Origin of the sequence: Gardnerella swidsinskii, from assembly GCF_023277705.1 — a bacterium.
Taxonomy (GTDB): domain Bacteria; phylum Actinomycetota; class Actinomycetes; order Actinomycetales; family Bifidobacteriaceae; genus Bifidobacterium; species Bifidobacterium swidsinskii.
On the sequence record NZ_CP083176.1, the window covers coordinates 1,057,891 to 1,071,254 of the forward strand.

Annotated in this window: 9 protein-coding genes and 3 tRNA genes; 10 read left to right on the plus strand and 2 right to left on the minus strand. The window is 40.4% G+C overall.

From position 1 onward, the window contains the following. The first annotated feature begins 4 nt into the window (after window positions 1–4). The 8 genes from K9E37_RS04145 to K9E37_RS04180 all read left to right on the plus strand — a co-directional run bounded on the left by K9E37_RS04145 (window position 5) and on the right by K9E37_RS04180 (window position 10,715). Entirely contained in the window at window positions 5–961 is a 957-nt protein-coding gene (locus tag K9E37_RS04145; RefSeq protein ID WP_004105628.1) for a hypothetical protein, read from the plus strand. A gap of 56 nt (window positions 962–1,017) precedes the next feature. After that, window positions 1,018–2,580: a glutamate--tRNA ligase gene (gene gltX / locus K9E37_RS04150; RefSeq protein WP_004105625.1), complete on the plus strand. Its 1,563-nt coding sequence runs from the start codon at window positions 1,018–1,020 to the stop codon at window positions 2,578–2,580. 190 nt (window positions 2,581–2,770) lie between these two features. Continuing rightward, window positions 2,771–2,843: transfer RNA gene (locus tag K9E37_RS04155), tRNA-Glu, on the plus strand. Between the two features lie 40 nt (window positions 2,844–2,883). Then, window positions 2,884–2,955, plus strand: a tRNA-Gln gene (locus K9E37_RS04160). Window positions 2,956–3,504: 549 nt separating this feature from the next. Continuing rightward, window positions 3,505–4,797 carry a metallophosphoesterase gene (locus tag K9E37_RS04165; RefSeq protein WP_004105623.1) on the plus strand — a complete coding sequence of 431 codons (1,293 nt, stop codon included), beginning with the start codon at window positions 3,505–3,507 and terminating at the stop codon, window positions 4,795–4,797. A gap of 91 nt (window positions 4,798–4,888) precedes the next feature. Then, window positions 4,889–6,250: a UDP-N-acetylglucosamine 1-carboxyvinyltransferase gene (gene murA / locus K9E37_RS04170; RefSeq protein WP_004109784.1), complete on the plus strand. Its 1,362-nt coding sequence runs from the start codon at window positions 4,889–4,891 to the stop codon at window positions 6,248–6,250. Window positions 6,251–6,440: 190 nt separating this feature from the next. Further along, a complete protein-coding gene (locus K9E37_RS04175) occupies window positions 6,441–8,354 on the plus strand; it encodes a serine/threonine protein kinase (protein WP_248893098.1) in 1,914 nt (637 codons plus the stop codon). A gap of 27 nt (window positions 8,355–8,381) precedes the next feature. Next, a complete protein-coding gene (locus K9E37_RS04180) occupies window positions 8,382–10,715 on the plus strand; it encodes a hypothetical protein (protein WP_248893100.1) in 2,334 nt (777 codons plus the stop codon). 89 nt (window positions 10,716–10,804) lie between these two features. Here the strand turns inward: K9E37_RS04180 and K9E37_RS04185 are convergent. Together K9E37_RS04185 and K9E37_RS04190 are read right to left on the minus strand one after the other, a co-directional pair. Further along, window positions 10,805–10,877, minus strand: a tRNA-Ala gene (locus K9E37_RS04185). A gap of 115 nt (window positions 10,878–10,992) precedes the next feature. After that, window positions 10,993–11,679: a DedA family protein gene (locus K9E37_RS04190; protein WP_004109778.1), complete on the minus strand. Its 687-nt coding sequence runs from the start codon at window positions 11,677–11,679 to the stop codon at window positions 10,993–10,995. Between the two features lie 227 nt (window positions 11,680–11,906). Here K9E37_RS04190 and K9E37_RS04195 point away from each other — a divergent pair, with 227 nt between their 5' ends. Further along, complete coding sequence (locus tag K9E37_RS04195; RefSeq protein ID WP_004109776.1) at window positions 11,907–12,650, plus strand: hypothetical protein; 744 nt, start codon at window positions 11,907–11,909, stop codon at window positions 12,648–12,650. Window positions 12,651–12,780: 130 nt separating this feature from the next. Continuing rightward, window positions 12,781–13,050, plus strand: coding sequence for a 30S ribosomal protein S15 (gene rpsO, locus K9E37_RS04200; protein ID WP_004109774.1), 270 nt, complete (start codon window positions 12,781–12,783; stop codon window positions 13,048–13,050). The last annotated feature ends 314 nt before the right edge of the window (window positions 13,051–13,364 follow it).

Here is a 13,364-nt window from a genome sequence, read left to right on the forward strand (position 1 = left end):
TGAAATGGTTAATTCTGTTGATTCTGTCAAAGATTCTGAAGATATTAAAAATAATGAAAAAAGTATGCTAATGCTGAATGATGCAGCGCAATCTGCCGCAAAACTAACAGAATTATGGCCATTGACGGAAGCGCGACACTTAGATAACGACGCAAAATATGCGGAAAATCTTGAGGTGCGCTCAATGCGAGCAATAGCACGAATACTCACGAATCTTGACGTTACCGTTCCGGATGCTGAATTTGTGTATGAAGGCGCGGATGAAATTCCTGGACGTCCGCAAGAAATAGTAGACGCGCTACTTGCTGCCGCCGATGCTTACGACAATATGGATTCATGCTATGAGCCTAACTATGATGAACCAGAAGAAGAAATACTAGAAAATAGTAATAATATAAATTCTATTTTTAGTAAGATTGCATCTCATTCTGCCGAAGATTCTAATGCAATAAATGCAGCAGCCGATACGTTAAATGTTGAAGGTAATTGGAGTATTAACAATATCGACTTTGCAATTAATTATGCGAAACAAATGGTTTCTTGTTATGAAAATAAATCATTGGAAACGCAAAAAATTATTGTAGTTTTAAGCTTATTAACAAATCTAATTAAAAAAACTAACGAGATTTGCGAAACTTTACCAATCTTCTTATATATTAACGAAATATGTGAGTGTGCTGGTTTGCCGCGAATGATGTTCAAGGATGCTCAATGGCGTGAGATTGTTGATTGTGTGCGCAATTCTAGTGATAAGTGTAATTGTGATATAAGTGCGTTGGTCAATTTTATTTCGCCGCTGCTTATTTCAGAGTGGGAAAAGCATCGTGAAGACGTGCTGTGGGATCCTGAAGTTGCGAAGAAGCTCGCAAAAGAAGAGGATGATAGAAAGTCCCGCGAGGCTCTTGCTGCGAAGTTTGCGCACGTTGAGGGTAATAAAGAATCTACGCAGGCGCTTGATTAGTTTTTAGGTTGACTTATGTTTGATGCGAATGCTGCACGTCCGTAACGCGCGGCACAATGGAACCTATGACTGATATCGAGGAAACTCAAGAAGTTGCTAATAATGCAACAAAATCCGCAAAGCCTGAACTTCCAAAGAATGTTCGCGTGCGTTTTTGCCCTTCGCCAACCGGTACACCTCACGTAGGTATGGTTCGTACCGCGCTATTTAACTGGGCGGAGGCTCGCCATACTCACGGCAAATTGCTGTTCCGTATTGAAGATACCGATAATGAGCGCGATAGTGAGGAAAGCTACCAGCAGATTATTGAGGCTCTTCGTTGGCTCAATATTGATTGGGACGAGGGCATTGATGTTGGTGGAGGTAACGGACCGTATCGCCAGTCCCAGCGCATGGAAATTTATAAAGACGTAGCACAAAAGCTTTTTGAAGCAGGATACGCTTATGAATCCTTCTCTACTCCTGAAGAAATTAAGGAGCGTAATATTGCTGCTGGTCGTCCTGCTGAATTTGGTTACGATGGCTACGATCGCAATCTTACGGAAGAACAGAAGCAAGCTTTCCGCGACGAAGGTCGCAAACCTGCACTTCGCTTGAAGATGCCAAATGAAGACATTACTTTTAACGATTTAATTCGTGGCGAAATCACCTTTAAAGCTGGATCTGTTCCAGATTATGTGATTGTGCGCCCGAATGGCGATCCACTTTATACGCTTACAAACCCTGTTGACGATGCGTTAATGGATGTGAACGTTGTTTTGCGCGGTGAAGATATTCTTAGCTCCACGCCTCGTCAGATTGTGCTTTACCGTTACCTTATGGAGATGGGCATTGCTAAGGAAACTCCACTTTACGGCCATATGCCTTACGTTATGGGCGAAGGTAAGAAGAAGCTTTCCAAGAGAGACCCTGAGTCCAACTTGTTCTTGCATAGAGATAACGGATTTATTCCAGAAGGCTTACTGAACTACTTGGCTTTGCTTGGCTGGTCGATCGCTCCTGATCGTGACGTGTTCACTATGGACGAAATGATTGAAAAGTTCGATGTGCGAGACGTTAAGGCAAATCCTGCACACTTTGACTTAGACAAGGCGATTTCCATCAACGCTGAGCATATTCGTATGCTCGATCCGCAAGATTTCTTGAATCGTTCTGTGCCTTACTTGCATAAGGATGGCGTAGTTAGCGCAGATAATTGGGATGCGTTAACTGACCGCGAGCGTGAAGTACTCACAGCTGCAGCTCCTCTTGTACAGCCTCGCGTGCGTTTGCTTGGTGAAGTCGCTGGAATGGTTGGAAGCCTGTTAAGCGAAGATGGCTACATTGCTCCAGATGACGACGCTCGTAAACAGTTGAAGGAATCTGCAGGCGAGGTTCTTGACGCTGCGCTCGCTGCTTTGAAGGGTGTTGATGCCGCTGATTGGCACACTGATTCCTTGCATGAGCTTTTGAATAAGAAGCTTGTTGAGGAAGCTGGTTACAAGCCGCGCTTGGCATTTGGTCCTGTGCGAGTTGCACTTTCTGGCCGTCGCGTTTCTCCGCCACTGTTTGAGTCCATGGAAATCGTGGGCAAAGACGTGACTTTGGCGCGTTTAGCTGGATTGCGTGAGCATTTGTAAATCACCAATAATTTATAAGCTCAAATAAAATTTGAACAAGGTGGGAACGTGGCACTATTGCCACGTTTCCACCTTTTTATTTGTTTTATGTTTCGTTTAATATATTTTCGACACGCCGCGGTTGCGTATTGAGTTGTTATGTTGTAAAGTCGCTATTTGTTGCGTCAAGAGGCGTAGCTGATAAATGAAAGCCCCCGTCGTCTAGCGGTCTAGGACTACGCCCTCTCACGGCGCCAACACCGGTTCAAATCCGGTCGGGGGTACGAAGACGGAACGGTCCCAAGAGCCGCGAAGCCTGCCAATTGGGGTATGGTGTAATTGGCAACACAGGTGATTCTGGTTCATCCATTCTTGGTTCGAGTCCAGGTACCCCAGCGAATAGCTCTCGTAGAACGAGGGCTTTTTTGTTATCTATCTGTATTCCTGCGATTTGCCTCAGCGCGCGGCTGTTTCTTTACGCGGCTGTAAAGTTTTTGTCGGATTAAGGCGATGAAACGGCAGTTTCTTTACATGCGTGCTCAGTTTTTGCCGTTTACCGCGCTTGTACACGCTTATCCCGTTTACTACGCTTGCCGCACGCTTCTTATGCAGCCTTAAAATCAAAAACCCCGGTGCGTGACCGGGGTTAGAGAAAGAAGAGAAGAAGAGAGGTTTAAGTTATTAAAGTCAAATTCAACTACTTGCTTGTAGTTTATTTCCTTTTGATGTATATATAATAACCACCTTATGCTGAGTGCAGTAATGCGATTACCTGTGAATTGTCTGTGAATTTGTAACTATTTTACTGAAATTGCACGTTTTTATCGCTTTTGGGTTATTTCTTATCAGTATTTGCTTAATTTAGTATTTTTGAATGTAAATAATTTATGTAAACTTGCGAACAAAATTGAGTGAGTCGCGGCATATCTGCCGTATGCTTAAAGTATGACTGATTCTGCACAATCCGAAGCTAATGCATCTGCGGCACTTCCTTTATCTGTTTCGGCGCGTTTAGGACGTTTGCAGTTCCATCTTTCTGGTAAATTCCGAGTGCTTCAGTGTGCAGATGTTCAAGATGGGTTACGTATTTCACAAGACACCATTCGACTTATTGCTTCTGCTTGCGATGCTGTGCGACCAGATCTTGTAGTTTTTAGCGGAAACCAGATTGCAGGTTATGAAAAAGTATTTGCAAAAACTTTTCAGCGTAGACGCTGGCAGGAATCTTCCAATATTTCGTCTTCTGATAAGAAGCAATTGGTTGATAAAGTGCATGAATTCGTTGCTAAGTTAATGAAGCCACTAGAAGATCGCAGTATTCCATGGGTTGTTACTTATGGTAATCATGATTTCCAGTGCGGTCTAAATAATGAAGAGCTTGATAAGATATATCAAGATTTTCCATGTTGCATGAATCGTAGTGCTTCTAGTACATCTTCTGCAAGTGCTATGCAATCGACAAAATGTGTGTTGCCAAAGCAGATTATTTTTACATGCGAGCCTGGTACTTTTGCCTTGCCTGTTATGGATGAAAAGCATGAAAAGGTTGTTTTTTCAATAGTTTTAGTTGATTCTGGAGATTATGCTAAATCAGGCGGCTATGGTAGCCCTTCTAAAAAAACTATCGAGTTTATTTCTGGTCTTTCTTCTTATTTGCCTGAGCATATTTGCGTTTTTCAGCATTTTCCATTGCCGCAATATTATCGTGTTCTTCGCGAAGTTCCGCAAGAACTTGCTGCGCGCGAACATGCTATCGAGGGGTATCGTACTTTTGCTGGCCGCTATTATGCTCTTGACGAAAAACATGTTCTGCCAGATGGGTATTTAGGTGAAGGAATTAGCTGCCCTGACGTCGATAGTGGCGAATATGCTGCTTTGCTTGATGCCGGAGCTTTTGCGCTAATTGCCGGTCACGATCACCGCAATTCTTTCGCAGCTAAAGATCCCGAGAGTAATATGCTATTTGTTGCTACTCCTACATGTGGTTTTGGATCTTACGGTCCTGAACCTGCTAAAAGAGGCGTGCGCTTGCTCGAATTTGATATTCGTCATCCGTTTGAACCGCGTACGCAAATGCTTGAATTTGGGAATCTTGTTGGCAAACCTTCTTCCAAAAAAGCCTATACTTATGCTCTTACAGCTGAGTCTGAGCATGAATTGCCAGAAGTAGATTTATTGCGTAAACCATCATTGCTTACTAGATTGATTCGTCGATGGCGTCAACGATCTACGCGCTAATTTAATCAGTTTTAATAGATTGCATGAGCGCGTTGGCAAATATGCCGGTATTATAGTGAATAGTGTTTTAGCGCGAACGAAAGAGGTAAATGTGTCCGCACACAATACGGCTGAACAGAACAACAATAGTGGCATTGACGCTGCAGATGTGTTGCATGTAGAAGGTGGTAAGCCGCTTAATGGCACTATTAAAGTGCGTGGCGCAAAAAACTTTGTTAGCAAAGCTATGGTTGCAGCTTTGTTGGCACCAGGTAAGTCTGTTCTAAAAAACGTTCCTGAAATTCGCGATGTTCATGTAGTTTCTGATCTGTTGCGTTTGCATGGTGTTGACGTTGAGGTTAATGGGCCTGAAGGCATTGTGACAATTGATGCCACAAAAGTGCAGCTCGCAGATGTAGCTGACGTCGACACTCTTTCTGGTTCGTCTCGTATTCCAATTCTTTTTTCTGGTCCTCTTCTTCATCGTCTTGGAGAAGCGTTTATTCCTGCGCTTGGAGGATGCAATATTGGTGGTCGTCCAATTGATTTTCATCTTGAGACGTTGCGTAAACTTGGTGCAAATGTAGATAAAGATCATGAGGATGGTATACATATTACTGCACCTAATGGCTTACATGGCACTAAAATTCATTTGCCTTATCCTTCTGTCGGTGCAACCGAGCAGACTTTGCTTGCAGCGGTTCTTGCAGAAGGTCGTACAGAGCTTTCCGGAGCTGCAATTGAGCCAGAAATCATGGATTTGGTAGCTGTTTTGCAAAAGATGGGTGCGATTATTTCTGTAGACGTTGACCGTACTTTCCGTATTGAAGGAGTAAAAGAGCTTCAAGGATACACTCATACGTCATTAACTGATCGCATTGAAGCAGCTTCTTGGGCTTCTGCTGCTCTTGCAACACACGGAGATGTGTTTATTAAGGGCGCAACTCAGCCAGAAATGATGACTTTCTTAAACGTGTTCCGTAAAGTTGGCGGACAGTTTGATGTTACAGATAAAGGAATTCGTTTTTGGCATCCGGGTGGGGACTTGCATCCTGTTGCTATTGAAACCGATGTACATCCTGGTTTTATGACTGATTGGCAGCAGCCTCTTGTTGTTGCGCTTACTCAAGCGAAGGGCTTGAGTATTGTGCATGAAACTGTTTATGAAAATCGTTTTGGCTTCACGAAGCCACTTGTGCAAATGGGAGCTATGATTCAGCTTTATCGTGAATGCTTAGGTTCGCTTCCTTGCAGGTTCCAGCAGCGCAATTACAAGCATTCTGCAGTTATTTTCGGACCTACTCCGTTGACAGGTCAAGATATTGACGTACCTGATTTGCGCGGAGGCTTTAGTCATTTAATTGCAGCTCTTACTGCTCAAGGTCCGTCGAATGTGCGCGGAATTTCGCTAATTGATCGAGGATATGCAGATTTTAGAGGCAAACTTTTAGCTTTGGGCGCTAATATCGACTGATATATTCTTCTACTTCTTCTACAAAACGTGAGTTTTGTAGGTTTATAAGCTTTTATCCACAATGCTATAAAAAGCTTTTTTACGCATAAATTTATCGGTACAGTAGTCGCAACTGTAATTCAATTACTCAAAAAATTAACTGAAATATTTGATGAGTAGTTGTAGTTTTCAATATTGCGGAGGCGTAACGATGGTTTGTGTAGGCGGACGCTATCAGCTGCTTGGTGAGCTGGGGCGTGGTGGCACTTCAACAGTCTTTCTTGCTGTTGACACCGTTTTGCACAAGCAATGGGCTGTTAAAGAAACGCTTTTGCAAGGAGACGAAGAGTATCAACAGTATATTATTCAATCCTTACGCGCTGAAGCGAATGTTTTAAAGGAATGCGATCATCCAGCTATTCCGCGAATTGTTGATTTTTTTGAAGAAAATGGTAGAGCTTATGCTGTTCGCGATTATGTAAAGGGGCGTTCTTTAAAATCTATTGTAGAAGAATCTGGATTGCAAAATGTTGAAATTGTTCTTGATTTAGGTATGCAACTTTGCTCAATACTTTCTTATTTACATTCGCATTATCCGCCAATTATATACGGTGATCTTAAGCCTTCTCAGGTTATGATTTCAGAAGATGGCACAGTCCGTTTGATTGATTTTGGTGCTGCAACGCAATTATATGCAAACGGGGGAGTGCTTGATTTACGCACAATAGACCAGTGTGACGCTCGATTTGCTACTAATATTTTTACTGCTCCTGAAATTTTGAATGAAAACTCTGCAGCAACTACTTCAAGCGATGTGTATTCGATTGGAATGACATTGCGTTACGCATTATTACCAACTGAAGTGCCTAAAACAAACGTGCAATCTGCTGTACTATTGCCTCATGAGAATCGTGAAGTAGTAGAACAATTAGTGTCTGTGCTCGCAATAGCTACAGCTACTAAACCATCTCATAGATATAAAGATTGCGACGAAATGTTTTCTGCACTGGAAGCGTGTGAGCATACAGAAAAACATTCACAACAATGCGACACTTCTACGAATGTATTGCGACGCAAACAATGCAAAAATAGTTCTAAGCCTAGAAAAAAGCGCTATGCAATTACGGCATTAATTGTTGTAGTGCTAGTTTTTATAGTAATTTTATTCAACTGCTTAGGTTTATTTGTGGGGAATGCTTTTGTAAATCGAAATAAGCAATCTTTTAATGGTGAGCCAAGTAGTAAAAGAATTGAAGCAATACGCAAAAATAATAAAAGTTACGATTCTTACATGCAATTAGCTGAGCGTGAAAGCAATTCGGATATTGCGTGTCGATATATTTCTCATGCAATGCAAGTGCAAAATAGCATGCGCAATAAGAAATATATAAGCAAAATGTCATTTAAACCTCTCCAAATTTTATTGCAAATTCAACTTGCAGATCAGCAATGGAGTGTCAACGAAGAGCAATGTTTTGTTGGTTTGATTAATAAATACGAGCAAAACTTGCGTCCTGTAAATAAAGATTGGTCGAATATTTCTATAGAAATAGGCAAAGCGTATTGGTACTATTTTGCAGGATTTTCTGGAAAAGTTTCGCAAACAGAACGATTATCTCGTATGCGAGTAGCAAAAGTATGGTTCCAAGAGGCTCAAAAATATGAGAAGGATGCGAATGAAACGTCTTCGCAAACTGTAGAAACTAATTCTGATGACATATCGCATACTGTTTCAAATCAAAAAATGTTAAGCGCGTACATCGCTATTTCTGACGCTTATGCGCAACTTGTTGATGTTTCTAAAGATTGTGCAAGCGTAGAAAGATATAAAAATTATGTGAATCAATTACAGCAGTTAATGCAAATTGTTGAGAAAGATCACGGAGACGTCTTATTCGTGGATACTGGAGAACTAGTTTTGCAATCAATTCATTCGTGGTTGCCAATGTTCCTAGAAAGTGGATCCAGTAAACAAGAAATTCAGCAAATGTGCGAAAAGGCAGAATATCTTCTTAAACAAGCGCATGTGTCAAATGATGAAGCTGTAAGTAGAAAGAAAAACGCAATCGACAGTGTCAAAAAAGTTCAAGACGAAATTAATCTAGCTTTTTTGCAAAAGAAATAAAAGAAATAATAAAAAAGGGGGGAATAAATGTGTAAACAAAGAAATTTGGGGGATATGTGTTTTTTCAAGCGACTTAAATGCGGTTGCGCTCGCATTGGTGTCTATATTGGGATTATTGCATTTATTAGTGTTGCTATAGTTGCTGCATTATTGCCACTTAATTCTATTGCGTATGCGAAAAACAGCTATAACGCAGCCAAAGGATTGCATATAGCAAATGTTTCTGTTATGACAAAACAGAAAACTGTTCGCACTCAAGGCGAGTACATGTTTACTAAACGTTCTGCTTCGCTACTTATAACTTTTGATGGATTGGACGCTTCGGAAATCAGGAACGCGCATAAAGCTACTGTTAGCGTTGGAAGATATCAAATAGTGAGTGCCAAAGCTGATTTAGCTAAGATTGAGGCGGTGTCGTCGCTAGTTAATATTCGTTATAAGATCCGACCCCGAGTATTAGGAATAGTAAGAGTTGAATTGCAAAAAGAAGGAATATACGATTTGCAAGATATCTCTATAAGACTTGCTGCTGTAACAATGCATCCTAAACGCATATGGGGAGGAGTTGACTCTAATTCTCATGTTTCAAAGCAAACTAACTATATTTCTAATGAAAGTAAACTTTCTGGCAACAAATTGCGCTCTCGTAAGCCAATATTAAGTATTCCTGATTCAGTTTTGAATGCTTCAGATTTAACAAAAGATAATTCTTATAGCAAGCGTCCAAGATATATTGTTATTGACAAAACTGCTCCTCGCTTGAGTGTTAGTTATGACAACAACGCATCGTATGAAGGCAAATATTTTCGTAATAATCGAGCTTCAAGAATATTAATACAGGATGATTCGTTCGTTTTCTCGTATTTGCTTCACGATTCTTATCCTATTGCGAAAGTTTTTGCTGATGGTAAGCAGGTTATGGTACTTACAGCTAAAAGCTTTAAAAACGATGGTGTGCATACAAACGTGTGGTATGCTGATGTTTCTTTTTCGGGGGATGCTTCTTGGGATGTTCGCTATTGTGTTGAAGATTTATCGGGTAATGCGAGTTCTTCTATCAGTAATAAATTCATTATTGATACGCTTTCGCCAACTGTTTCTATTACTGGAGTGCAACAAGGCGGAGCGTATTCTCATGCTGTAGTTCCAACATTAGTTATAAAAGATCGTTGGCTAAAACCTGCAAGCGTAACGTATTCGCTGAGAAGAATGCGATATGCTAAGGAATTGCGTTCTTTTGTGTCTAGAAAAGCTGATTCGCAAAGCGTAAGTGTGCAATACGCAGGTTTTTATAATGGAATTCAAGACGATGACGTATATCAGCTTCAGTGGAGTGCTAAAGATTTAGTAGATCATGTTATTTCTGGTAAGTTGCAATTTTCTATAAATAGAAGCGGTTCCTCATTTAGTATAGATAGTTCCACTAAAGCAATGAATCGTAAACAATTGCAAAATGCTAAAGATATTCATATTGAAGAACTCAATCCTAGCGGACTGGCAAGTCCTGCAAAAATTAGTGTTATGCAAGACGGTGTAGAGAAGATTTTATCAAAACAGGATTTTTCTGTAAACAGTCGCACAGATCGTGGCTGGCAACGATTGACTTACACTATTTTTAAACGGAATTTTGCCGATAACGCTCATTATCGTGTGCGCATTATGTCAGTAGACAAGGCAGGCAATCATTCTTGTAGCGAAAGTGCAGTTAGCAAAAAGGAAGGAATGTTGCAATTTGCACCAGCTTCCGTGCAATTTACAGTAGATAATCTTGCTCCAATCACAACAGTGTTTGATATGCAAAATAATTCTACTTATCGCACTAATAAAGAAGGAAAAATTTTACGTATTAGTGCAAAAGATAACATAGCATTGCAATATGTAACAATCGATGTTGATGGTAAAACAAATCGTATTTGGAGCGGTAAAGATGTGAATAAATCAGTTTTATCTATAAAACTAAAACCAGACGGTTTTACTCACGACGTATTAGTAAAAGCTGCAGATTATGCGGGAAATATAACAACTTTGCAATATAAAAATGTAAAAATTGTTTCTATTGCAAATAAGCTTGTAAAAAAATCTGAAGCAGATAAAAAATCTAAAAATAGCGAGAGTAAAGATGCTGATAGTTCTGATGATGGTTTAGATGATGATTCCGACAATAGCTCCGATAACGATGATTGGATAGCTCGTTCGCAAGTGAAAAAATCGGAAAAATCTTTTGAAAATGCTGATTCCTTTAAGCGAAAATCGGTAAATTATATAGAAATTGTGGCTTATATTGGCACTGGAATTATAGCAATTCTTTGTGCTGCATTAGGAATTAGCATTATTTTTAAAAAGAAAATTAGCAATCAGTAAACTATTCTAATTAGTTTTGCTAGATTTGACAGGCATTGTGCGAGAAAAATAAAAAGCCCACTGCGGTGGAATGAATGCAGTGGGCTCAGTGGAGCTAATGGTAATCGAAACCACGACCTCTTCGATGCGAACGAAGCGCTCTACCAACTGAGCTATAGCCCCAATGTCTAAGACAAATCATCTTACGACAACTCTGCACACTGTACTACAAAGCTTGTATAAAAACAACATTTCTTGTAGTGCAGCGTGCTTGAGTGTCGTAAGTTAAAATACTAGTTTATTTGTTTTCTTTATTAAGTTTTGCTGCTTTCTTTGCTTTGTGCGCTTTGTATAAACCAATAAAAGTTGGAACAAGCGAGATAAGCAAAATTGCAACAATTACTAATTCAAAATTCTTCTGTACGAAATCAATCTTGCCGAAGAAATATCCAAGAAATGTGAAAAGCGACGACCAAACGAGACCGCCTAGTACAGAAAATGGTGTGAAGCGTATCCAGCGCATTCCAGAAATTCCGGAGATGAACGGCATAAAAGTGCGTATGAATGGGAAGAATCTACCCAAGAATACTGCCAGCGGACCCCATTTATCAATCATTTTTTCGGTTTTTGCAACTCGTTCTGGAGTGAGCGCTTTTACTTTCCCGGATTCTACAATCTTTCGTCCGAAGAAATGACCAATAAAGTAATTGCACTGATCGCCAATGATTGGGGCTAGCCACACTACGGCAAGTAATAGTGGAAGTGGAAGCGCGCTATGACCTGTTTGAGCGTCAGGAGCTGCAAAAAACCCTGCTGCGAAAAGAAGTGAATCTCCTGGAAGGAATGGGAAGAATACTACGCCTGTTTCAATAAAAACAATGAGAAAAATAAGGCCTAATGCTGGAGCTGTGCCCATTGCAATCCAACTTGCAATAGCTGAGCGTGGATCCTTGAGTAGGTTAACAATAAAATGAATAAATCCCATAATGTCCTGTCATAAATTTTGCGTATTTAGTGACGCTTGTTAATTAAAAATCAAGCGAAACAACTGTTATTTTGAGCCTAGCAGTCGCCATAAACGGTTGACACTTTTTGTGCACACGCTATCAGTTAATTGCGTTATAACATACAATAATAGTTAGTAATGTAATGTTGCATGGTTAAAACTTGAGAAATTGCTTGGCAATTAAAGATTGGCAGGAGAAGTAACGTATGAAGTTAAATGATGAGCATGATGGTGAATATCCACAAAGTTTTGCTCCGCTAAAGCCTAGGAAACGTTCTGCTCGTGTAATCAATGCTAATGAAGTTTTAAAAAAGAATGATGATTCGAAAAGCAAAATTCCTGACGAATATGTAAACATTGGTTTGCCGGAAACAGACTTATCGATTGCTGATTTTTCTCGTAAGCATTCTAATCCAAAGAATTGGTGGATTTATTTTGGCGTTCTGCTTGTCGCTATTGTTATTCCGTATTGGATTGGTCGCACTATGGCCGCTCGTCATACTTCATGGGTTATTTCGCATTGCTCTGGATTATCTTCGCAAGGTGTTGTTTTTATTTCGTGGGTAATCACAGTGTCTGCTTTTACAAGTCTTGCTATGGCGTTAATTGACACTCATCGTTGGATTTGGCGGATAATGTTTGCTGTTTTTCTGGCTTTAGAACAACTTATTGCCGGATTATGCATGCTAAACATGAGCTTCTGGTATTCGACGTATGTGGTCTATGGTCATGCTTCAGGTTTAGCGAATGCGGCAAATCTTGGCATTATTTCTGCAGGTATTGGAGTAGCTGTATTTGCTGTCATTTTTGTTGGTTTGCTTGTCATTGTTCCTAAAACCTCGGCTTTGAATGTTCTTACGCGTAGTTGGGCGTCGTTCATAATGTTTTATGCGATTGAGGTTTTAGCAATTCTAGTTGTGCTATTTGGTGGCTTTATGACCGCAATGTAATATTTGGATTTTGCGAAAATAAGTTGTTTGCAAGTGGTTGTATGATAGAGACTTGGCGTGTGACGCCCGCGGATTGAGAGCGCTACAGCAGAAGGTTGTGGCACCGCGCAGTGATATTAAGGAGGACGCCGTGGCATTAACGGCTGAAGATAAGAAGAATATTATCAACGAATACGCGACGCACGAGGGTGACACGGGTTCCCCAGAAGTGCAGGTCGCTTTGCTTAGCAAGCGCATTGCTGACCTTACTGAGCACTTGAAGGAGCACAAGCACGATCATCATTCTCGTCGTGGCTTGTTGCTCATGGTTGGTGATCGTCGTCGTCTTCTCGATTACTTGAAGCGTGTTGACATCAACCGTTATCGTTCTTTGATTGAACGACTTGGCTTGCGTCGATAGTCTTGTAGCCCGGGCTTAGCTCGGGCTTTTGTATTCTTTGTGCTGTACGCAGGTACGTGTACGCATAAAAATTGTTCACATATTCACAGATTTGGGGTAAGTGTTGTGAACAATATTTAAAATTTATAACTAAAAAGAATTAACGAATAATTCAAAAAATAATTAAAGATTGATGTATAACTGAATACGGATGATTGAAGTAACCGAAACAAAAAACACTACGAAATATTGACGTAACGCAAGTGTTGCAAAGAGTGCAAATATTCGCATATAAGTAATAATGCGAAGTCGTCAATGTTATTACGCATGTTGGT

Coding starts and splice junctions, on each gene's coding strand:
- K9E37_RS04190 (WP_004109778.1), bottom strand. CDS start 11,679: ATGGGATTTATTCATTTTATTGTTAACCTACTCAAGGATCCACGCTCA.
- K9E37_RS04175 (WP_248893098.1), top strand. CDS start 6,441: ATGGTTTGTGTAGGCGGACGCTATCAGCTGCTTGGTGAGCTGGGGCGT.
- K9E37_RS04145 (WP_004105628.1), top strand. CDS start 5: ATGGTTAATTCTGTTGATTCTGTCAAAGATTCTGAAGATATTAAAAAT.
- K9E37_RS04195 (WP_004109776.1), top strand. CDS start 11,907: ATGAAGTTAAATGATGAGCATGATGGTGAATATCCACAAAGTTTTGCT.
- K9E37_RS04180 (WP_248893100.1), top strand. CDS start 8,382: ATGTGTAAACAAAGAAATTTGGGGGATATGTGTTTTTTCAAGCGACTT.
- gltX (WP_004105625.1), top strand. CDS start 1,018: ATGGAACCTATGACTGATATCGAGGAAACTCAAGAAGTTGCTAATAAT.
- K9E37_RS04165 (WP_004105623.1), top strand. CDS start 3,505: ATGACTGATTCTGCACAATCCGAAGCTAATGCATCTGCGGCACTTCCT.